This window comes from Nocardia sp. NPDC060259, assembly GCF_042728775.1.
Classification (GTDB): domain Bacteria; phylum Actinomycetota; class Actinomycetes; order Mycobacteriales; family Mycobacteriaceae; genus Nocardia.
Genome location: NZ_JBHXAY010000040.1, coordinates 1 through 20106, shown reverse-complemented (window position 1 = coordinate 20106; position 20106 = coordinate 1). Strand labels below are relative to the sequence as shown.

Sequence of the window (20106 nt, the reverse complement as noted above, 5' to 3'; positions counted from 1 at the left end):
CACCGCTAGCGTTGGCGTAGCACACGCCGACACTGAGGAGTTCCGCATGCCCGAGACCGTCCGTGGAGTCATCGCCCGCGCGCAGGATGCCCCGGTCGAAACGGTCGACATCGTGATCCCCGATCCGGGGCCGCACGATGTGATCGTCCGTGTGCAGGCCTGCGGGGTCTGCCACACCGACCTGCACTACCGCGAGGGCGGGATCAACGACGAGTTCCCGTTCCTGCTCGGTCACGAGGCCGCCGGTGTCGTCGAGACCGTCGGCGCCGCGGTCACCCACGTCGCCGAAGGCGATGTGGTGGTGCTGAACTGGCGCGCGGTGTGCGGCGAATGCCGGGCCTGTCGGCGTGGCCGCCCCTGGTACTGCTTCGACACCCACAACGCGAGCGCCCCCATGACGCTCACCGACGGCACCCCGCTGACCCCGGCACTCGGCATCGGCGCGTTCGCGGACAAGACCCTCGTGCACGAAAAGCAGTGCACGAAAATCGATCCCGAGACCGACCCGGCGGTGGCGGGCCTGCTCGGCTGCGGCGTGATGGCAGGTATCGGCGCCGCTGTGAACACCGGCGCGGTCTCGCGCGGCGACAGCGTCGCGGTGATCGGCTGCGGCGGTGTCGGTGACGCCGCCGTCGCGGGCGCTCGCCTGGCCGGGGCAGGCACGATCATCGCGATCGACCGCGACCCGCGAAAGCTGGAGTGGGCGAAGGATTTCGGCGCGACGCACACCATCGACGCGAGCACCGGTGACGTGGTCGAGCAGATCAAGGAGCTCACCGACGGCTTCGGCGCCGATGTCGTGATCGACGCGGTCGGCAGGCCGGAGACCTGGCAGCAGGCGTTCTACGGTCGCGACCTCGCGGGCACCGTGGTACTCGTCGGCGTCCCGACACCGGACATGAAGCTCGAGATGCCACTGATCGACCTGTTCTCGCACGGTGGCTCCCTCAAGTCGTCCTGGTACGGCGACTGCCTGCCCGAACGCGACTTCCCGATGCTCATCGATCTCTATCGCCAGGGCAGGCTGCCGCTGGACCGCTTCGTCACCGAGCGCATCGGCCTCGACGAGGTCGAGCAGGCGTTCACCGCCATGGGCGAGGGCCGGGTGCTGCGTTCGGTGGTGGTGTGGTGAGCGCCCGTATCGAGAAGGTCGTCACCTCAGGCGTTTTCGCGCTCGACGGCGGGACCTGGGAGGTCGACAACAATGTGTGGCTGATCGGCGACGACGACGAGGTACTGATCGTCGACGCCGCCCATGATGCCGACGCCATCGCCGCAGCGGTCGGCTCCCGGCACGTCACCGCGATCCTGTGCACGCACGGCCACAACGACCACGTGACCGTCGCGCCCGAACTCGCCGAACGCCTCGACGCCCCCGTCCTGCTCCACCCCGGCGACGAGCCGCTGTGGCGGATGACCCACCCCGATGCGGGCTACCGCTCGCTGGCCGACACCACCCGGATCACGGTGGCGGGCACCGACATCGACCTCCTGCACACCCCCGGCCACTCCCCCGGCTCGGTCTCGCTGCACCTGCCCGAACTGGCGGCGCTGTTCACCGGTGACACCCTGTTCGCGGGCGGTCCGGGCGCCACCGGCCGCTCGTTCTCCGATTTCGGCACGATCATCGATTCGATCCGCGACCGATTGTTCGCGCTGCCCGAGGAGACCACCGTCCACACCGGCCACGGCGACACGACCACCATCGGCGCCGAGAAACCCGCCCTCGCCGACTGGATCGCCCGCGGTCACTGACGCCACCGATCCGGACAATCGATCACCAGGCTCCGGCGGAGCCTGGTGATCTTGTTTCGCGAATCAGGAGTCGCGGCTCCGCGCGGCCGATCGGCCTATGCCCGGCACGAATCTGCCTGTCGTGGCGCAGTAGTCCCGATAGCTCGCGCCGTGGACCCTGGCCAGGTACGGCTCCTCGACCACCCTGACCTGTAGTTCGATCGTCACGAGGAGCAGCAGGAATGCCGCCAGCGCGACGACGTTCGGGATGATCAACGCGATCCCCGCGCCGAAGACGAGCATGGCGGTGAAGATCGGGTTGCGCACCAGACCGAACACGCCGGTGCGGACCAAAGTCGTTGTCTCGCTGGCGTCGACACCGATGCGCCAGGATTCGCCCATCTCGTTCTGCGCGTAGAGGGTCGCGCCGATTCCCGCGATCGCCAGAACGAATCCGGCCGCTTGGATCGGCGCGGCGGTGAGCGTGGCGATCGGGCCGAGTACGCCGCCGAGTTGCAGAGCCACACCGGCGAGCCCGACGACAATCGCCGCGATGAAGCCGACACCGGCCAGCCATTCCAGCGACCCGGGGCGTCCGCTGATACCCCGGAAGCCGGTGGAGCCGGTCGCTCGATACTGCCGCCAGCTGCGCCAGCCGAATCCGAGCGCACCGAAAATCACGTACAGGACCAGTGCCGAGACAGCCATGGCCGGTTCCTTTCCTCAGTCGTCGCAGCAGTCGCGGGCCGCGACCGTGCCCAGTGGCGGTGTCGCGCAACAGGTGTCGCCCCGCCACGCGTCGCGACCTTCTTTCACGGCGATGACCGCGATCACCAGGGCGGCGATCGGGTCGGCCCACGACCAGCCGAACAGGGCATTGAGCAGCAACCCGGCCAGCAGCACCGCGGACAGGTAGGTGCACAGCAAGGTCTGCTTGGAGTCGGCGACCGCCGAAGCCGAGCCGAGTTCGCGACCCGCGCGGCGCTGCGCCGCCGACAGGACCGGCATGATCACCAGACTCGCCGCCGCCAAAGCGATTCCGACCGGCGAATGCCGTGCTTCCCCCACTCCGAACAGCGCGCGCACCGCGTCGACGGTGACGTAGGCGGCCAGCGCGAAGAACGAGAACGCGATGATCCGCAGGGCGACCTTCTCCCTGGCCGCCGGGTCGCGCCCGGCGAACTGCCACGCCACCGCGGCCGCGGAGGACACCTCGATCACCGAGTCGAGCCCGAAGCCGATCAATGCCGACGAGGACACCCGGGTGCCCTCGGTCAGCGCGATGACCGCCTCGATCACGTTGTAGCTGATCGTCGCGGCCACCAACCAGCGGATCCGGGTGGCGAGCACCTCGCGACGATCCGGAAGTACCAGCGGCGCACCGATTTCCGGCATCAGCAGCACTCCTGGGTCGCGGCCGCCGGGCAGCAGGCCGGATCGACTTCCAGCACCAGGCCGAGGAGGTCGTCGAGTGCCCGGCCGATCCGTGGATCGGCCAGCTCGTAGCGGCTACGCCGGCCTTCCGCAACGGCGACAACCAGCCCACAGCCGCGCAGACAGGCCAGGTGGTTGGACAGGATCTGCCGCGACACCCCGATCTTGTCCGCCAGCTCCGACGGATACCCGGGCCCGGCTCGCAGGCTCAGCAGGATCTGCGTCCGGGTCGAGTCCGACAGCGCATACCCGAAGCGGGACAGTGCGTCGCCGTGCATCACGGTGTCCATAGTTCTACTGTACAGAGATTTCTGTATTCAGAAAACCCTGTACAAATACTGCCGCACCGCCTAGCGTTCAGCGCCGGCAGACGCGACCGCCGGCACCTGAGCCTGCGCAGGCCCCTCGTCCGAGCTCCGCATCCAGACGACGAGGGCGATGATCAGAGCGAAGGCGGCCAGCGCGGTTCCGGTGCGCAGGAAGTGGAACGCGTCCCAGCGGGCGAGAATCGTGGCGTAGTCCGCCGGAGCTCCAGCGACCGCCCACTCGTTGATCCGGTGGTTGATCGGCACATTGCCCAGTCGCGTGATGAGGAACGAGGCGACCACCAGCGCCGTCGCGACGGCGGCGACGATCCGGTGCCGACCCGTCGCCAGGACGGCGGCGACCAGGCAGCTCAGCGCGGCGGCGGCCATCGTGGCCTGCATGCTGATGCTGTTGTTCTGCATGAGTTCGGTGTGGAAATCGAGGCGCATCTGCAGCGGCACCCGGTCGAAGGTCGGAACGAGGTTGGCGGCGCCGTAGCCGAAGGCGCCGGCGAGCAGTCCGGTGGCGAGCAGGGCGAACGAGCGGATACTTCGGACGAGCACAGGAATCTCCTCGGGGATCAGGCGGCGGGAACGGTGCGGGTGAGCTGGTCGGCGCGGCGGAGCTTGCCGTCCGGCGTGAATTCACCGAACAGGAAGACCTCCGTGGTGACGGTTCCCGTCGTGCGCATCGTGGCGTGGATGGTCATCCGCACGGCCATCCGATCGCCGTCCGCGATCACCTCCGCGACCTCGAACCGGTAGTCGCGCAGGTTCTTTCGCACGGGACGGAGGTGGGCGACCAGCCGGTCCCGATCCAGCCTGATCCCGTCGGCGACCTGCACGATGTCGGGCGTGTGGAATCGGTCGACGACGTCGGCCGGATCGTTGTCACCATCCAGCGCGGCGGCGGTGTACTCGGTGAAGAAATCGGCGATGAACTGCTCGGGTGAGCGGGGCGGTGCGGGGTCCATGACACTCCAGCCGTAGAATTCTTACAGTGCTGTAAAGGTTAGACATAGCCACGCAACTTTGACAAGGGTGTAAGACTTTGACCGGATCAGAGGAACCGAAACGACGCGCGGACGCCACCCGCAGCAGGGCGGCCGTCCTCGACGCCGCCACCCGGCTGTTCGCCACCCAACCGGACGCCGGGATGGCCGCGGTCGCCGCCGAGGCAGGGGTCACGCGGCAAACCGTCTACGCGCACTTCGCTTCCCGGGACGATCTGGTCAACGCCGTCGTCGATCGCACGACCAGACAGGCCGACGAAGCCATGCGGGCGGCCGACCTGGACAGCGGCCCGGCCACCGATGCCCTGGTGCGGATGCTCGACGTCGGCTGGCGGTTCTTCCGGGTCTCCCCGCTCGCCCACCATGTCGGCGCGTTCGCGCGCCGGCACGACGAGGATCGTCAGCTCCCCATCAACTACCGGCTGCTCCGTCTTGTCACCAGAGGGCAGCGTGCGGGCGAGTTCGACGGGGCTATGTCGCCGCAGTGGCTCGTCACCGCGATCGTCGCGGTCAGCCATGCGGCGGGCGACGAGGTCAGGGCAGGTCGGATGACACAGCCGCAGGCGCAGACGGTGCTGCGCGACAGCGTCCTTCGGCTGGTCGGCGGGAGCGTAAACATTCCGTAAGGCGGTTCGGCGACAGTGGCATCACACCGCACAACGAAGGGATGCACATCATGCGCAAGTTCAAGCTCCAGGTCCAGACCACCATCGACGGCTTCATGGCAGGCCCGAACGGCGAGATGGACTGGCTGACGTTCGCGTGGAGCGACGACCTCGCCGCCCACATCGGTGCGCTGACCGAGCCGGTCGACACCATCGTGCTCGGCCGCAAGCTCGCCGAAGGGTTCATTCCGCACTGGGCCGCGCAGCCCGAGCACGAGACCCAGGAGGCGATCGACACCATGAACAAGACCCCGAAGGTGGTCATCTCGCGGACCATCACCGAATCACCGTGGGACAACACCGTTGTCGCGGCCGACGCGGCCGCGACGATCCGCGAACTGAAGGCGCGGCCGGGCGGCGACATCATCGCCTACGGCGGTGGCGAACTCGTGTCGAGCCTGATCGCGCAGGGGCTGTTCGACGAGCTGAACCTGTTCGTCAACCCGACCGCGATCGGCGCCGGACTCCCGGTGTTCGCCGCGACCGGCGCGAACCAGCAGTTCGAGCTGGAGTCCGCGACGCGATTCGAGTGCGGGATCGTCGGTCTCCGCTACGTGCCCGTTGCGTGAGCTCGCAGGCGCGGATGTCGAGAGCCCTGGCTCGCAGGCAATGCGGCGACGGCGTCGATGAGTTCGCGTGCCGCGGCGGCGGTCAGGTCGAGGCCCGCCGTGTGCGCAGCGATGAAGGCATCAGCGCCGAGCCCGGTGCGCACCGTCGTGGTTGCCCGGTCGATATCGGGCTGTTCGGCCGGCAGCAAGGGCATTCCGGTGCTGGTCCGCAGCGCTTCCGCGGCGCCGAGCAGGCGTGCGGCGGTGTCGAATTCGCCGAGGGCGGCGGTAGCAGCGGCCGCACCGCCCAGCGCGAAGGCGGCATCGCGGGGTGCGTCGATGCGTTGCGAGCCGTCGAAGGCGCGCAGATGCTCGGTCAGGCCGGCAGCCGGTTCGCCGCGCTGTTCCAGCAGATAGCCCAGTTCGACCTGGAGCATCGGCACGAACAGCGGCGTCTCGGATTCGTCGGCCGAGTCGGCGAGCAGACCTCGCAGGAGCCGTTCGGCCTCCTCCGGCCTGTCGTCGCGACGGGCGGTGAAGGCCAGCACGATCGAGGCGAACAGCCGGCCCGCACCATCGCCCTGTTCGGCCGCCAGCACCATGGCCTGCTCGGCGAAATCGCGGGCCTCGTCGAATTCGGTGTGCTGCATGGCGATCCAGCCGAGCCAGCACAGATGCGCCGAAGCCTGGCCCCATAGCTCCAGCTCCCTGGCCAGGACGAGGGCCTCCCGGTGGATGTCGGCCGCGCCGTGCAGGTCGCCGGTCAGCTCGGCCAGACCGCCCAGCCATTCGGCGGCCTGCAGCCGCCCCCACCGGTCGCCGAGTTCGGCGAACAGCCGCGCGGCCTCGGTGGCGTAGCGCGCCAGGGCAGCCACGTCGGCGCGGCTGTGCGCGGATTTCGCCAGCGCCACCTGGATGGTCGCGACGCTCCAGCGGTCACCGAGGTCGCGGCATTCCGCGAGCAGGTCCCGCACGGAGGTTTCCAGGTCCTGGTCGGTGCCCGCTTCCAGCGCCGACATCAGCAGGATGACCTCGGCGCGCACCCGCACGGCCGGGTCGTCGAGTGCGGCCAGGGCGGCCGACACCTCCGCGCGGCGCGCGCTCACGTCGAGGAAGTCGCCCTGCCGGAAGGCGGCCGTGAGACGCCAGGCAGCGACCGGCGCCCGGCGCTGGGCGGTCCCGCCGAGGGCCAGTGCCGCGTCGAACCAGCGGCGGGCGGGACCCAGCCGACCGCGAAGCAGCCAGTACCAGGCCAGCGCGTCGGTGAGGCGCAGCGCCGCGTCGGCGTCGCCTTCGCGAAGGGAATCATCCAGTGCCGAGCGCAGATTCGCGTCCTCACTGTCGAGCTGAGACAGCCAGCGCTGCTGGTCGGCGCCGTACAGTTCCGGCGCGGCGCGCTCGGCCAGCGCTCGGTAGTACGCGTGATGCGCCCGGCGCACCGCGGCTTCTTCGCCCGCCTCGGTCAGGCGGTCCAGGCTGAACGCGGCCACCGATTCCAGCAGCCGGTAGCGTCGCCCGCTCTGCTGGACCAGCGATCTGTCGACCAGCCGCGCGATCAGATCGGCGACCATCGCGGGCTCGACGGGCGCATCGTCTCCGGGTACCGCTGCGGCACACACGGATTCAGCGGCCTCGAGGGTACAGCCACCAGCGTGCACGGCGAGGCGCCGCAAGACGACCCGCTCGTCCTCGTCGAGCAGCCCCCAGCTCCAGTCGATCATCGCCGTGAGGGTCTGCTGTCGCGGTGGTGCCCCGCGATGCCCGGTAGCCAGCAGCCGGAACCGGTCGTCGAGCCGGGCCACCATCTCGTGCACACCGAGCGCGCGAACCCTGGTCGCGGCCAATTCGAGGGCCAGCGGAATGCCGTCGAGCCTGCGACACAGCGTCGCGACCGCGTCGGCGTTCGCCACGTCGAGGGCGAACTCGCGCGCACCGGCCTGCGCGCGAGTCACGAAGAGCCGCACCGCATTCGACTCGGCGATGACCTCCACCTCGCTGCCCTTCGGCGGAACAGGGAGCGGTTCGACCGCGACGACATCTTCCCCGGCCAGGCGCAGTTGTTCGCGGCTGGTCGCGAGAATGCGCAGGCCTGGAGCCGCGCCGAGCAGGGCTTCGGTCAGATCCGCCACCTGGTCGACGATGTGTTCGCAGTTGTCCAGCACCACGAGCAGTTCCTGCTCGGCCAGCGCCTCCCCCAGCGCCGCCGACGCCGAGCCGTCGCCGAGGCGGATTCCGGCGACCTGGGCCACCGTCTCCGCGATGCGGTCGACGTCTGTCGTGGTCGCCGCCAGCGGGGCGAGTTCGACGAGCCAGGCGCCGTGCGCAAAACGGTCGGTGAGGTCGGCCGCGGTCGCCGTGGCGAGGCGTGTCTTGCCGACGCCGCCGGGCCCGGTCAGCGTGACCAGGCGCGAGGCGTCGACCGCGCGGCTCAACGCGTCGAGATCGGTGGCCCTGCCGATCAATTCGGTGCGCTGGGCGGGAATGTTCGTCATCCGCCGGCGAACCACCGCGCGCGGCCTCGTGACGACGAGACCGGGATCCTGGCCGAGGATCGACCGGTGCAGGTCGACCAGTTCGGGACTCGGGTCGAGACCCAGTTCGTCGGCCAGCTGCCTGCGCAGATCCTCGTAGCTGTCGAGCGCTTCGGCCTGGCGGCCCGCGCCGTACAGGGCTCGCAGTTGTGCCGCGCGGAGTCGTTCCCGCAGTGGGTTTTCCGTAACGAAGCGCGTGAGATCGCTTGCCACCTCGCCGTATTCGCCCTCGTCGAGCCGGGCTTCGGCCAGTTCTTCGACGGCGACCAGCCGCAGCTCGTCCAGCTGGGCGATGGCCGACCTGGTGAACTCCGCGTCACGGAAGTCGTCGAAAGCCGGTCCGCGCCATAGTCCGAGCGCGTCGGTGAGTGTCTTGATGCGCGTGCCCGGGTCGGTGTGGGTGCGTGCCTCGGCCAGCAAGGCGCGGAAACGCAGCGCGTCGACCTCGGTGGTGGCCAGGCGGTATCCGGGCGGCGGGGACACCACCAGGTCCCGGCTGCCCGGCTCGGCGTCCTCGAGCGCGCGCCGCAGCTGCGACGCCTTGGCGGCCAGGGTGCCCGCGGGGTTGCCGGGCGGGTCCTCGCCCCAGATGTCGTCGACCAGGCGGTCGGCGGACACCGGCTGACCCGCGGCGAGCAGCAGGTCGGCCAGCAGGGCACGGACCTTGGTGCCGGGGATCGGCACTACGGCGCCGCCCTCGGTCCACACCGTCAACGGACCGAGCACACCGAAACGCATAACCGCACCCTAGCTGGTTCCGATCGCACCGGAATCCGACCGTAAACAAACCGGAAGGCACCGGGCGCACTGTGGTCACAACGAGTTCGACACACCACAGGAGAACGACATGAAACTCACCGCCTTCGCCCTCGCCGCCGGCCTCGCCGCCACCGCGCTGCTGACCGCCTGCGGGTCCGGCAAGACCGCCGCACCCGTCGAACCCGGCGCCTACGCCGAGGTCAACGGCTTGCGCATGTACTACGAACGCCACGGCGTCGCCACCGATCAGCCGCCGCTGGTGCTGCTGCACGGTGCGCTGTCGGGCATCGGGACCGACTTCGGCGAGCTGATCCCGGAGCTGTCCAAGACCCGCGAGGTCATCGCCATCGAACAGCAGGCGCACGGCCGCACCGCCGACATCGACCGTCCGCTGCGGACGCCGCAGATGGCCGACGACACCGTCGCGCTGCTCGGACAGCTCGGCATCCGGCAGGCCGACATCCTCGGCTACAGCATGGGCGCGGGCGTGGCGCTCGACATCACGCTGCGGCACCCGGACCTGGTCCGCAAGCAGATCCTGCTCTCCGGCGGCCTCGGCGCCGAAGCCATGCACCCCGGCCTGATGGAGGGCATGGACGAGTTGAAGCCCGAGCACCTGCACGGCTCGCCCTTCCACACCGACTACCTGAAGAACGCGCCCCGGCCGGAGGACTTCCCCCAACTGGTGGCCAGGGTCCTCGACCACGACCTGAACGGCATGCCCTCGGTGTCCCCGGAGGCCGCCCGCACGATCAAGGCCCCGACGCTGACCGTCATCGGCGACTCCGACATCGTCCGGCCCGAACACTCCGTCGAGATGTTCCGCCTCTTCGGCGGCGGCATCATGGGCGACACCCCCGCAGGCCTGCCGAACTCCCAGCTCGCGATCCTGCCCGGCACCTCCCACATCACCGCGCCGCACCGCCCCGAGCTGCTGCTCCCGATGATCCCCGCCTTCCTCGACGCCCCCGTCAAGGACGCCTGATGCGCGAGCCGATGCGGGTGGCCATGATCCTCGGGTCCACCCGCACAGGCCGCTTCGGCCCCTTGGTCGCCGAGTGGTTCGCCGGGCGCGTGGCCCGCCGCCCCGACCTCACCCTCGACCGCATTGACCTGGCCACCGCCGCCCTCCCCGACCAACTGCCCGACTTCGACGAACCGCTCCCGGATCCCGTGCGCGAGTTGGGTTCCCGCCTGGCGACCGCCGACGCCTTCGTCATCGTCACCCCCGAATACAACCGCAGCTTCCCGGCCGCAGTGAAGAACGCCATCGACTGGTTCGACACCGAATGGGCCGCCAAACCCGTCGCCATCGTCACCTACTGTCGCGACGCCGAAGGCGGGCACGGCGCCGCCCAGCTGCGCCAGGTCTTCACCGAACTCAACGCCGTCCCCACCCGCCGCACCGTCACCATCCCCAAAGCCTGGCAACGCTTCACCGTCGAAGGCACCTGGCCCCGACCCGACCCCGAACTCCACGAAGCCGTCGAATCCGCCCTCGACCAACTCACCTGGTGGGCCCGAGCACTCCACACGGCACGAGCGGCATCCCCGTTCGTGCCGTGACGGTGGCCCCCGCTGTCAGACCGCGACCGGCAGGTCGACCGGATCGCCCGCTTCCATAGCGGCGCCGCGCACCACCGCGGCCAGCAGACCGAACAGGACGAACTGATCGCGCGGCAACAACAGCGCCTCCGGCGCCCAGTTGTGCACGAATCCGACGGCCAGCCCGGACGCGGGATCGGCCCAGCCACCGGAACCGACGAAGCCGATGTGCCCGAACGCATTCCGCGCGCCCGTCACCGGCATGGAGTGATAGCCGAGCCGCCAGCCCATCGGCAGGCACAGGTTGCGATCGGGCAGCACCGATTGCAGACGCGCCATGGCGCGCACCCTGTTCCGCGAGAACAGCGGCGACTCGGTCGCGATCGCGCTGTAGACGGCGGCAAGCGAGCGCGCGGTGAAAACACCGTTCGCCCCGGGCAATTCACCACGCAGGATGGCGGGGTCCGCGCCGTGGGCCAGCCGGTCGATGCCCTGGGTGTAGATCGACCGCAGGAATCCCGCACCGGGCACCAGGGTGCGTGAGGCGAGCCGGATCACCATGTCGGCCTGGGGAATTCCGAGTGGAGTGGTCGACCCGTGCGTCACCGCCACGGTGGTGCGCGCGCCGGGCCCTGGTGCCCCGAGGTGTAGCCCGTCCAGGCCGAGTGGTTCGGCCAGTTCCGTGCGGTACAGCTCGCCCATGCTCTTGCCGGTCACCGCCCTGGCGATTCCCGCGATGATGGTTCCGTACGAAATCGCGTGGTAGGCGGGGAAACCGCGGAACCGGTCCGGCGCCGCGGCGGCGAGACGTTCCTCGATCAGCTCATGGTCGGCGAGTTCGTCGGCGGTACGGGCGAAGACACCGATCCGCGACAACCCCGCCCGATGGCTCATCGCCTCCGCGACGGTGATGCTGGCCTTCCCGTTCGCGCGGAACTCCGGCCAGTACTCCGCGACCGGCGCCCGATAGTCCACCAGCCCGCGCTCGGCCAGCACATGCAGCACCGTGGAGGTGACACCCTTGGAGGTCGAATACGACAACGCCGCCGTGTTCTCCTGCCACGGCACCGCCCCCGCGGCATCCGCGCACCCGGCCCACACGTCGACAACCCGCCGCCCGTGCTGATACACCGCCAGCGCGCCCCCGCCTCGTCCACCGTCGAACAACCGCCCGAACCGGTCGATGGCTTCCTGGAACTGGGGTGCGGCGCTCCCCCGGAGGGAAGTGCCCGACGGCCCCGGACCGGACGATGCTCCACGCATAAAGAACCTCACATGTCACCATTGACAAACCGCTCCCGGGTCGCTGCCCGAAATCAGCCAGAAGGTTCACGTTACCCGAGATCAATAGGCATATCGAGCCCACGACAGTCCCTCGACGCCCGTCGGGCCGAATTCCTCTCGAACGAAGAAATACATCCGGTGAATTCGTCTCCGAAGACGAACGATCGGTACGGCCACCCAGGGGGAATCAGCCGATCGGGGTGGGCAGCAACCCGGCGGCGATGAATCCTTCCACGTAGCGCAGCAGCACGGCGTCGTCGATGCGGGGACACCGCACGCCCAGCTCGGCGAGGACGGCCCTGGTGCCGGTGTCGTCGACGAGCAGGGCGTCGCCTCCACCGTTGAGATAGTTCTCGGCGATCAGTGCCGCGCGCATCAGGTCGGGGTGCCGCGACAGCTGACCGGTCAGCCGGTCGGCCGCGGTCTCGACCGACACCGTCTCGATGGGAAACCCGCTGCGGCGCAGGGTATTCAGGATGTCGCCGACCCCGGTGGGCGCACTGTTGACGAGGTGATAGATCTCCCCGCCGGGCTGCCGGTGGGTCGCGAGCGCGACCAGGGCGCGTGCGACGTAGTCCACCGGGGCCAACGTGACGTCGGCATTCTCGATATCGGGTGCGACACCCAGATGCGCCGCCGACCGGATCAGCGTCCAGAACGCGTCGTCGGTGCTGATCGCGCCGCTGCCGATCGCCCCGGCGACCAGGCCCGGCCGGTGCACCGCGACCGGCAGCCCACGTTCGGCTGCCGCCACGACAAGCTGTTCGGCCACCCACTTGGTGGCCAGGTACCCGTTGCGCGGAACCTGGTCCACGGTGATCGCCGTGTCCTCGGCGACGACACCGGTGTGTCCCGTGGCGACCGCGGCCGACACCGTGGACACGTAGTGCAGGGTCTTCACCCGCGTGGCCACCGCCAGCCGCAGAATGTCCACGGTTCCGGCGATATTGGCGGCCCGCAGGGTCGCATAGGATTCGAGATGGTTGACGCGGGCACCGTTGTGGTAGATCACCTCGATGCGCTCGGCCAGTTCCGCCCAGGCCTCGTCGGTGAGGCCGAACCGCGGCGCGGCCAGGTCACCGGGCACGGCGACGACCCGCTCGAGCCCGTCCCGGGCGAGCCCGTACCGCTTCAGCGTCGCGCCGAGCCTGCGGTACACCCCGTCGGCGTCGTCGGCGCGCACCAGGCACCAGATGCGCGACGAGGTGCGGTCCAGCAGCTCCCGGAGCAGATGAATACCCACGAAACCGGTGGCACCGGTCAGCAGGACCGCGGCGGGGTCGGTCGGGGCAGGTGTGAACTCCGCGGGAACCGTGATCGCCGGATCCAGGCACGCGTCGGCGGCCAGCGTCGCCGTCCAGTGCGCCTCGGTGGCGGCGAGCGATTCCGCCGAGACCGCCGCTGTCACCGCGCGTGGTGTCGGCGCCTCGAACAGGGTGCGCGGGTCGGCGTCGATGCCGAGCTGGCTGCGCAGTTCGGCGCGCAACGTGAACACCAGCAGTGAGGTGCCGCCGAGAGTGAAGAAGTCCTCCTCGACCCCGATCGAGTCGCGTTCCAGCACCTGGGCGAACACCCGGGCCACGGCGAGCTCGCGCACGGTGGCGGGCTCGACAGCGGCCGCGGGAATCGCCGCATGCTGCGGGGTTTCCTCGACAGCCCGTCCGATTGCGCCGAACCCGGACGTGACGACGTCGCACAGCTGCTCGATCGTGGCCTCGGGGTGCGCGACGATCGCGGCGAGGATGTGGTGGAACCGCGCCGCGAAGCCCTCCACCGTTGCCAGGTCGTAGAGGTCGGTGGCGTACTGGAAGCCCGCCGCGAGACCACCCGTTCCCGGCTGCTCACGCAATGTCAGCGAGAGATCGAAATGTGTTGTTCGCCAGGGAATGTCGAGCGTGCTCACCTCGACCGCGCCCAAGCGCAGCGACGGCAGCGCAGGCAGGTTCTCATAGGAGAACACCGCCTCGAACAGCGGATGCGCGGTGTCGTCCCGAGGCGGATTGACCGCCTCCACGATGTGATCGAAGGGCACGTCGGCATGGCCGAGCGCGCCGAGGGTGACCTCCCGTGCGCGCGACAGCACGGCGGTGAAGCTCTCCTGCGGGTCGATGGTCAGGCGCAGCGGCAGCGTGTTGACGAACATGCCGACCAGACGGTCCAGCGCCGGATGACCGCGACCGGCCACCGGGGTTCCGACGGTCACATCGGTCGCACCGGCGAGGTGGCCGAGGAGCACGGTGAAGGCCGCGTATCCGGCCATGAACGGAGTCGCGTCGTGGTGCCGGGCCAGATCGGCCATCGCCGTCGCGATCGCTGCCGAGATCTCGAATTCGACCCGCCCGCCTTCGCCGCCGCCGGGTCGACCGGCACCGCGGGCGCGGATCCGGTCGGTCGGCAGCGGCAGCCGGGCCGGCGCGCCGCCGAGCGCCTGCACCCAGTGCGCGAGCTGACGCGCGGCAGGCGACTGCGGGTCGCGCCGGTCGCCGAGCCTGTCGTGCTGCCACAGGGCGTAGTCGGCGTATTGCAGGGGCAGCGGGTCCCAGTGCGGCCTGCTACCCGCCGCCCGCGCGGTATAGGCCGCGGACAGGTCGGCGACCAGCGGGCCGTGCGACCAGCCGTCGGCGGCGATGTGATGGGCGACCAACGCCAGCACATGCTCATCGGCGCTCAGGCGCCACAATGCCAGCCGGATGGGTGCGTCGGTGGTGACGTCGAACGGCGCGGCGATGGTCACCGCGAGTTCGGCGTCCAGCTCCGTCGGCACGAGGGGGCGGGCGACGAGCGGCGTGTTCGCCAGTGCATCGTCGGCGGACAGGATGCGCAGGTGCGGTCCGGTACTGCTGTCGGGGTAGACCGTGCGCAGTACCTCGTGCCGCTGCACCACATCCCGTGCCGCGGCGGCCAGCGCCGCCTCGTCCAACGGGCCGGACAGGCGCAGCACGATCGGCAGGTGATACGCCGACGAGTCCCGGTACAGCTGATTCAGCAGCCACATCCGCAGCTGCGCGGGCGCGGGGGCGAGGTGTTCGGGGCGCGGACCCGCCACCGGTGCGGGCACGGCGACAAGCTCGGGGTCGCCCAGCCGCACGGCCAGCGCCGCGACGGTCGGCGCGTCGAAGACAGCGCGGACATCGACGCCGAGCCGGGCCGCGAGTGCGGTGGCGGTGAGCGAGGTGCCGCCCAGCTCGAAGAAGTCGTCGTCGGCACCGGGCGAATCGACCGAAAGTACCTCGGCCATGGCCGCCGCGACGGCCTGCTCCGCGGGCGTGGTAGCGGCCCGGGAACCGTTCTGGGCGAACACCGGGGCAGGCAACCGCCGGCTGTCGAGCTTGCCGTTGGGTGTCAGCGGCAAGGTGTCGAGGACGAGGTAGGCGCTCGGCCGCAGGTACGGGGGCAGGCTGTCGGCGATCCGCGCTCGCACCGCCTCCACGTCGAGTGGCCCGTCCGGCACCAGATAGGCCACCAGATGGGTGCCGCGGCCATCCTCGTGCGCGGTGACGGCCGCGCGGCCGACGCCGGGGAGTCCCGTGAGCGTGGTCTCGATCTCGCCCGGCTCGATGCGATGCCCACGGACCTTGATCTGGAAATCACTGCGGCCGTGGTAGATCAGTTCCGGGTCGGGCCCCGGGGTGACGGTGACGAGGTCGCCGGTGCGGTACACCCGGCCGCCGGGCGGGCCGAACGGGTCGGCGACGAACCGGGCCGCGGTGAGCGCGTGCCTGCCGTGATAGCCGCGGGCGAGCGCCGGGCCGCCGATGTAGAGCTCGCCGATCACCCCGGGCGGAACCGGTCGCAACCGGGCGTCGAGCACCAGCGCGTGAAACCCGCGCAGGGGCGCGCCGATGGTGACCGCCCGGTCCGGCTCGAGCTCGGCGATGGTGGCGATGTCGGTGGCTTCGGTGGGGCCGTACCCGTTGCGCATCAGCCGGGTTCGCGACCACGCCGCGACCAGGTCGGGGCGGATCGCCTCGCCGCCGACCCCGAGGACTCGCAGGTCGGGCAGCGTCTCGGGATCCAGGGTGGCCAGCACCGCCGGAGTGATGATGGCGTTGGTCAGCCGTTCCCGCCGGATGAGCTGGGCCAGATCCGGTCCGGCCATCACATAGCGGGGCGCAACGACCAGCGTCGCCGCGCCCGCCAGCCCGCACAGGATCTCCCCGACCGCCATGTCGAAGCCGGGGGAGGCATGGTGCAGAGTGCGCGCGCCCGGCCGCAGCGCGTACCGATCACGGCGTTCGGCCGCGAGGTTCGCCAGCCCGCCGTGGGTCACCAGCACACCCTTGGGTACGCCGGTCGAGCCGGACGTGTAGATGAGGTAGGCCGGATTCTCGGGACGGATCGTCGGCCGGGTGCGCGCCACGGTCGCCGAGGTGTCCTCGTCGGCGGGCCCCGCGACGTCAACGAACGTCCAGCCCACCGAGTCCGGCAGATTCGAGCGCTGCTCGGCGGTGGTCACGCCCAGCGTGGCGCCGCAGTCGCCCAGGATGTGCGCGATGCGCTCGGCGGGGTATCCGGCATCGATCGGGACGAACCCGGCGCCGGTCTTGGCGATGGCCCACACGGCGCCCACCGACGCGGCGGATCGTTCCATGACCATCGCGACCAACGTCTCCGGGCCTGCGCCCGCCGCTTGGAGGGTATCGGCGATGCGGTCGGTCCACGCGTCGAATTCGCGGTAGGTCCAGCGCTTTTCGTCGTAGACGACAGCCGTGCCGTCCGGGTTCTCGGCGACGGCGGCCGCGATCAGCTCGCTCAGTGTCGCCGGTCTGCGCGCCTGCGGACCGCGCCACGGAACCAGCAGTTCCCACTCGGAGCCGGTGAGCACCGGCAACTCGGCGATCGGGACATCGTCGGCCGCCGCGGCGAACGCGGTGAGGAAGCCGACGAAGCGGTCCAGGTGCGCGGTGACCTCCGCACTGGTGTAGCGATGGCGGTTGGCTTCGAACTCGACCCGCAACCGGGAACCGTCGACCGGATACACGTTGAGCGCGAGATCGTCGACCGGTCCGGTCGACAGCAGGTGGATCGTGCCGCGCGCCTGCCCCAGCACCTGCTCGGTGTGGAAGTTCATGATGTTGACCGCGGGTCCGAAGCCCAGCGATCGTGCCTGCCGTCCGCTGTCACGAACCATGTCGGCGCCGCGGTAGCGCTGATGGCGCAGCGCGCCGCTCAACCCGGCACCGGCACTGGCGATGACGCTGCCGACGGTGTCGCCCGAGCAGCTCAGCGGCACGATGTTCGAGGTCATGCCGCCACATTCGCGCAGCTTGGCGACAGTACGCCCGGTGACCGGCAAACTCAGCGTCACCGGATCGGCATCGGTGAGCCGACCGAGGAACGCGGCGAACGCCGCCACCAGCACCACCGTGTTGCCGGGGAGATTCCCGCGGTCGCGCAGCTGGGCGACCAGCGATTCCGGGAGTTCGACGCGGGCATGGATCGGCAACGGGTCGGGATCACCGGACCGTGCCGCCAGGCTGACCGGTGCGGGCAGCTCGTCGACCTGCCCGCGCCAGTACTCCCGGTCGATCGCGTACCGCCGGGACGCCCGATAGGTCGCCTCGGCCTCGGCCAGTACCGCCGTCGAATCCACCGGCGCCGAAGGCGCTGGCGCGCCGACCAGCGCTGCCTCGTAGTGACGAGCCAGCAACTGCTGCAACCGAATTGCACCGTACCCGTCGAGCGCCACGTGGTGGGCTCGCGTGTACACCAGGTGGCGCTGCGCGCCCAGCCGCAGCACGGTGGTCACGATGGGCGGATCGACGGCGAGATCGAACGGCGCGCACTGATCGGCGCGCATCCACGCCATCGCCGCGGCCCACGGATCGGGTTCGGCCGCGTAGTCCCGGACGACGATGCGATCGTCGATACCGGGATCGAGCAGCTGCCCCGGCTCGCCGTCGACGGTGGTGAACCGCAGGTAAGCGCCGAGATCGCGGGCGGCGCCGCGGGCCGCGCGCTGATAGATATCGAGGTCGAGCGGCCCGTTCAGATCCACGTACTGCGCCACGGTCAACGGCACCGGTCCGAGTAGCTGCTGAGCGAACCACACCTCGCGTTGTGCCGCGGTGAGCGGTCGGACAGCAGGGGTCGGATCAGGGTGCGTCATGGTGCCTCTGGTGCTGGGAAGTACGAAGGAACTGGTGGCCACGCGTGCATGGCCACCTCGGGGATGCGACCTCAGGCCGGGTCGTCGGTGAGATAGCCGCCGCGGGCGAAGAATTCGGCGCCATCGTGTTCGGCGCCGTCGGCAGTCCTGACCCGCGTGATGACCAGCGCCTCGCCGCCGCCGCGATGCGGCTGCGTACCGCAGACGACCGCGCCGCCGCCTTCCTGAACGATGACCCGCCCCGCGGTGCCGCCGTAGCGAGCTTCGGAGATCATCGCGTCGAGCACCTCGATACGCTGCCCGCGATAGTGCGAATAGGCGCGCGGGTACGGCGCCGACAGCGCCCGCACGAAGCGTTCCAGGTCGACCGCGTCCCAGGACCAGTCGATCCGGCTGTCACGATCGGAGCGCTTGTGGAAGTAGGTGCGCTCGGTCTTGTCCTGCGGCGTCCATTCCGCGGTACCGTCGGTCAGCGCGGCGAGGGCCTCGTGCACCGCACCCGGAATCAATTCCATCCCGGCGAGGACGAGTTCCGTGCCGGTGGCGCCGACGGGGATCGGCAGGCGCTTCTGGATCAGGATGTCGCCGGTGTCGAGCTGTTCGTCCATGCGATGAACAGTGAGGCCGAATTCCTCGGCCCCGCTGATCAGCGCCCACAGCACCGGGGAGAAGCCGGTGAACTTGGGCAGCAGCGAGTCGTGCAGATTCAACGTGCCGTGCGGCGGCAGATCGTACAGCTCGGCAGGCATCCAGGTGTACCAGCTGTTCACCACGATCACATCGGGTTCGGCCCGCTTGACCAATTCGATGGTCTCGGCATCCGCGCGCTCGGTCAGATGGACCGGAATGCCGTGCTCGGCGGCCAGTTCCTCGACCGAATCGTTCCAGATCGCCTTGTAGGAGGATTCCGTGGCCGGATGGGTGACCGCGAGAACCACCTCGTGATCGGAATCGATGAGTGCCTGGAGGGTCTTGCGACCCCAAGTCTGAAAGCCGAACGACACGATGCGCATGAAACTAGCCTCTCGAATTTGCGTAGGCTTACCTTACATTGCCGAACGGGCCTCGCCGACCCTGGCACATGCCCCTACCTGGACAAATGACCGCTTGACCGTCCGAAACCTGACATATCAACCACACCAAGCCATTCCGGCGCCGCGCGTCGTCAGTGCCGAGCGTCGCGGGTGTCGTACCACCGATCACCGGCCGGCTCACCGGCCAGATTCCGCGCCAACCCGTGTCGCCCGGAAACCGACGCCGATCCCCAAGCCGATCACCCCCGATGCGACCCTGAACCACGGGACCGCTTGTACGACAACATCGAATCGAGGGAGTCGAATGCGTATCGGAGTATCCGGACCACACGGAACCGGCAAGACAACGCTGGTTCACGAACTGTGTTCCCGCTTCGACGAACTCACGCCGATCGAGGAACCGTATGTCCTCCTCGAGGAAGACGGCTACGACTTCGAATACCCGCCATCGCGCGCCGACTACCGAGCCCAGCTGACCCGCTCGATCCAACTGCTGACCACCGAGCCCGACGGATCGGTCTTCGACCGAACCCCATTGGACTTCCTGGCCTACCTGTCAGCGACCGGGCTCGACATCGAGTTCGCCGGCGATACCTCCGCAGTCCACAATGCCTTGGCCACACTGGATCTCCTGGTACTCGTGCCCATAACCCCCGAAACCGAGCGACTCCTGCCCCCGGCGGAGATGCTCGGTCTCCGCCGCACGGTCAACGACACGCTGCTGGAGTTGGCCTACACCGACCCGCTGCACCTCCTCACCGACATTCCGGTGATCGATTTGAGCGTCCCCCTGGCGGATCGAGTCGAAACAATCGGCGCCATGGTCCGGTAGCCAGGTCGCGCATACCTTCAGGTGGACCAGTCGGCGACGCCCCCACCCCCACGAGCGATCAACGCCGCGGGTGATGCCGTGATGGGTGGCATGGGTCCGGCCGATGGCAAGATGCCGACGCGGGGCGACTTTTCGGAGACTTTCCGGAACTTTGGCGCCTGATGGTACGAGAAAGGCCCCTGACCGTCGCACATAGGTGCTGGTCAAGGGCCTTTTATGCTCCCCCATCTGGACTCGAACCAGAAACCTGCCGATAAAAGGGGCAAGTTCGCATCGGCGCAGGTCACAGCGTTGGAAGATCTGCGGCGGCGCT

The 20106-nt window shown here is 69.6% G+C and carries 16 protein-coding genes; 7 read left to right on the top strand and 9 right to left on the bottom strand.

The window, feature by feature from the left end; genetic code table 11:
* Window positions 1–46: 46 nt before the first annotated feature.
* Together ACFWF2_RS16860 and ACFWF2_RS16855 are read left to right on the top strand one after the other, a co-directional pair.
* Window positions 47–1132 carry an S-(hydroxymethyl)mycothiol dehydrogenase gene (locus tag ACFWF2_RS16860; RefSeq protein ID WP_379308350.1) on the top strand — a complete coding sequence of 362 codons (1086 nt, stop codon included), beginning with the start codon at window positions 47–49 and terminating at the stop codon, window positions 1130–1132.
* Window positions 1129–1755 (top strand): MBL fold metallo-hydrolase, encoded by a 627-nt coding sequence (locus ACFWF2_RS16855; RefSeq protein WP_379308349.1) that lies wholly within the window; start codon window positions 1129–1131, stop codon window positions 1753–1755. Before ACFWF2_RS16860 ends, ACFWF2_RS16855 begins: the two co-directional genes overlap by 4 nt.
* 63 nt (window positions 1756–1818) lie before the next feature.
* Here the strand turns inward: ACFWF2_RS16855 and ACFWF2_RS16850 are convergent, their stop codons facing one another.
* The 5 genes from ACFWF2_RS16850 to ACFWF2_RS16830 are packed head-to-tail and all read right to left on the bottom strand — an operon-like array spanning window position 1819 to window position 4447.
* Complete coding sequence (locus tag ACFWF2_RS16850; RefSeq protein ID WP_379308348.1) at window positions 1819–2442, bottom strand: methyltransferase family protein; 624 nt, start codon at window positions 2440–2442, stop codon at window positions 1819–1821.
* Window positions 2443–2457: 15 nt separating this feature from the next.
* On the bottom strand, window positions 2458–3129 hold the full coding sequence (locus tag ACFWF2_RS16845; protein ID WP_379308347.1) for a cation transporter: 672 nt from the start codon (window positions 3127–3129) through the stop codon (window positions 2458–2460).
* The gene (locus ACFWF2_RS16840; RefSeq protein WP_379308346.1) at window positions 3129–3458 is read right to left on the bottom strand and encodes an ArsR/SmtB family transcription factor; all 330 of its coding nucleotides are present in this window, start codon (window positions 3456–3458) and stop codon (window positions 3129–3131) included. Before ACFWF2_RS16840 ends, ACFWF2_RS16845 begins: the two co-directional genes overlap by 1 nt.
* A 60-nt stretch (window positions 3459–3518) precedes the next feature.
* Complete coding sequence (locus ACFWF2_RS16835) at window positions 3519–4037, bottom strand: anthrone oxygenase family protein (protein WP_379308345.1); 519 nt, start codon at window positions 4035–4037, stop codon at window positions 3519–3521.
* Window positions 4038–4054: 17 nt separating this feature from the next.
* Window positions 4055–4447, bottom strand: coding sequence for a nuclear transport factor 2 family protein (locus ACFWF2_RS16830; protein ID WP_379308344.1), 393 nt, complete (start codon window positions 4445–4447; stop codon window positions 4055–4057).
* Between the two features lie 77 nt (window positions 4448–4524).
* Between ACFWF2_RS16830 and ACFWF2_RS16825 the strand changes: the two genes are divergently transcribed.
* Entirely contained in the window at window positions 4525–5112 is a 588-nt protein-coding gene (locus ACFWF2_RS16825; protein WP_379308343.1) for a TetR/AcrR family transcriptional regulator, read from the top strand.
* A gap of 50 nt (window positions 5113–5162) precedes the next feature.
* Window positions 5163–5720 (top strand): dihydrofolate reductase family protein, encoded by a 558-nt coding sequence (locus tag ACFWF2_RS16820; protein ID WP_379308342.1) that lies wholly within the window; start codon window positions 5163–5165, stop codon window positions 5718–5720.
* Here ACFWF2_RS16820 and ACFWF2_RS16815 read toward each other — a convergent pair.
* Window positions 5702–8968: a BTAD domain-containing putative transcriptional regulator gene (locus ACFWF2_RS16815; protein ID WP_379308341.1), complete on the bottom strand. Its 3267-nt coding sequence runs from the start codon at window positions 8966–8968 to the stop codon at window positions 5702–5704. The two genes, ACFWF2_RS16820 and ACFWF2_RS16815, sit on opposite strands and share 19 nt — an antisense overlap.
* A 109-nt stretch (window positions 8969–9077) precedes the next feature.
* On the opposite strand from ACFWF2_RS16815, the gene ACFWF2_RS16810 reads away from it, so the two are divergent.
* Window positions 9078–9974, top strand: a complete 897-nt coding sequence (locus ACFWF2_RS16810; protein WP_379308340.1) for an alpha/beta fold hydrolase — start codon at window positions 9078–9080, stop codon at window positions 9972–9974.
* A complete protein-coding gene (locus ACFWF2_RS16805; protein ID WP_379308339.1) occupies window positions 9974–10555 on the top strand; it encodes an NADPH-dependent FMN reductase in 582 nt (193 codons plus the stop codon). The genes ACFWF2_RS16810 and ACFWF2_RS16805 overlap by 1 nt, the downstream gene beginning before the upstream one ends.
* Window positions 10556–10570: 15 nt before the next feature.
* On the opposite strand, the gene ACFWF2_RS16800 is transcribed toward ACFWF2_RS16805, so the two are convergent.
* The 3 genes from ACFWF2_RS16800 to ACFWF2_RS16790 form a co-directional block, all read right to left on the bottom strand.
* Window positions 10571–11797: a serine hydrolase domain-containing protein gene (locus tag ACFWF2_RS16800; protein WP_379308338.1), complete on the bottom strand. Its 1227-nt coding sequence runs from the start codon at window positions 11795–11797 to the stop codon at window positions 10571–10573.
* A gap of 208 nt (window positions 11798–12005) precedes the next feature.
* Complete coding sequence (locus ACFWF2_RS16795) at window positions 12006–17927, bottom strand: amino acid adenylation domain-containing protein (RefSeq protein WP_379308337.1); 5922 nt, start codon at window positions 17925–17927, stop codon at window positions 12006–12008.
* Window positions 17928–17998: 71 nt separating this feature from the next.
* On the bottom strand, window positions 17999–18940 hold the full coding sequence (locus ACFWF2_RS16790; protein ID WP_379308336.1) for a methionyl-tRNA formyltransferase: 942 nt from the start codon (window positions 18938–18940) through the stop codon (window positions 17999–18001).
* Between the two features lie 325 nt (window positions 18941–19265).
* Between ACFWF2_RS16790 and ACFWF2_RS16785 the strand changes: the two genes are divergently transcribed.
* On the top strand, window positions 19266–19793 hold the full coding sequence (locus tag ACFWF2_RS16785) for an AAA family ATPase (RefSeq protein WP_379308335.1): 528 nt from the start codon (window positions 19266–19268) through the stop codon (window positions 19791–19793).
* Window positions 19794–20106: the final 313 nt, after the last annotated feature.

Bases quoted from the DNA above. Each gene is read 5' to 3' on its own strand.
- ACFWF2_RS16860 (WP_379308350.1), top strand. From the start codon at position 47: ATGCCCGAGACCGTCCGTGGAGTCATCGCCCGCGCGCAGGATGCCCCG.
- ACFWF2_RS16850 (WP_379308348.1), bottom strand. From the start codon at position 2,442: ATGGCTGTCTCGGCACTGGTCCTGTACGTGATTTTCGGTGCGCTCGGA.
- ACFWF2_RS16845 (WP_379308347.1), bottom strand. From the start codon at position 3,129: ATGCCGGAAATCGGTGCGCCGCTGGTACTTCCGGATCGTCGCGAGGTG.
- ACFWF2_RS16840 (WP_379308346.1), bottom strand. From the start codon at position 3,458: ATGGACACCGTGATGCACGGCGACGCACTGTCCCGCTTCGGGTATGCG.
- ACFWF2_RS16830 (WP_379308344.1), bottom strand. From the start codon at position 4,447: ATGGACCCCGCACCGCCCCGCTCACCCGAGCAGTTCATCGCCGATTTC.
- ACFWF2_RS16820 (WP_379308342.1), top strand. From the start codon at position 5,163: ATGCGCAAGTTCAAGCTCCAGGTCCAGACCACCATCGACGGCTTCATG.
- ACFWF2_RS16815 (WP_379308341.1), bottom strand. From the start codon at position 8,968: ATGCGTTTCGGTGTGCTCGGTCCGTTGACGGTGTGGACCGAGGGCGGC.
- ACFWF2_RS16810 (WP_379308340.1), top strand. From the start codon at position 9,078: ATGAAACTCACCGCCTTCGCCCTCGCCGCCGGCCTCGCCGCCACCGCG.
- ACFWF2_RS16805 (WP_379308339.1), top strand. From the start codon at position 9,974: ATGCGCGAGCCGATGCGGGTGGCCATGATCCTCGGGTCCACCCGCACA.
- ACFWF2_RS16800 (WP_379308338.1), bottom strand. From the start codon at position 11,797: ATGCGTGGAGCATCGTCCGGTCCGGGGCCGTCGGGCACTTCCCTCCGG.
- ACFWF2_RS16795 (WP_379308337.1), bottom strand. From the start codon at position 17,927: ATGACGCACCCTGATCCGACCCCTGCTGTCCGACCGCTCACCGCGGCA.
- ACFWF2_RS16790 (WP_379308336.1), bottom strand. From the start codon at position 18,940: ATGCGCATCGTGTCGTTCGGCTTTCAGACTTGGGGTCGCAAGACCCTC.
- ACFWF2_RS16785 (WP_379308335.1), top strand. From the start codon at position 19,266: ATGCGTATCGGAGTATCCGGACCACACGGAACCGGCAAGACAACGCTG.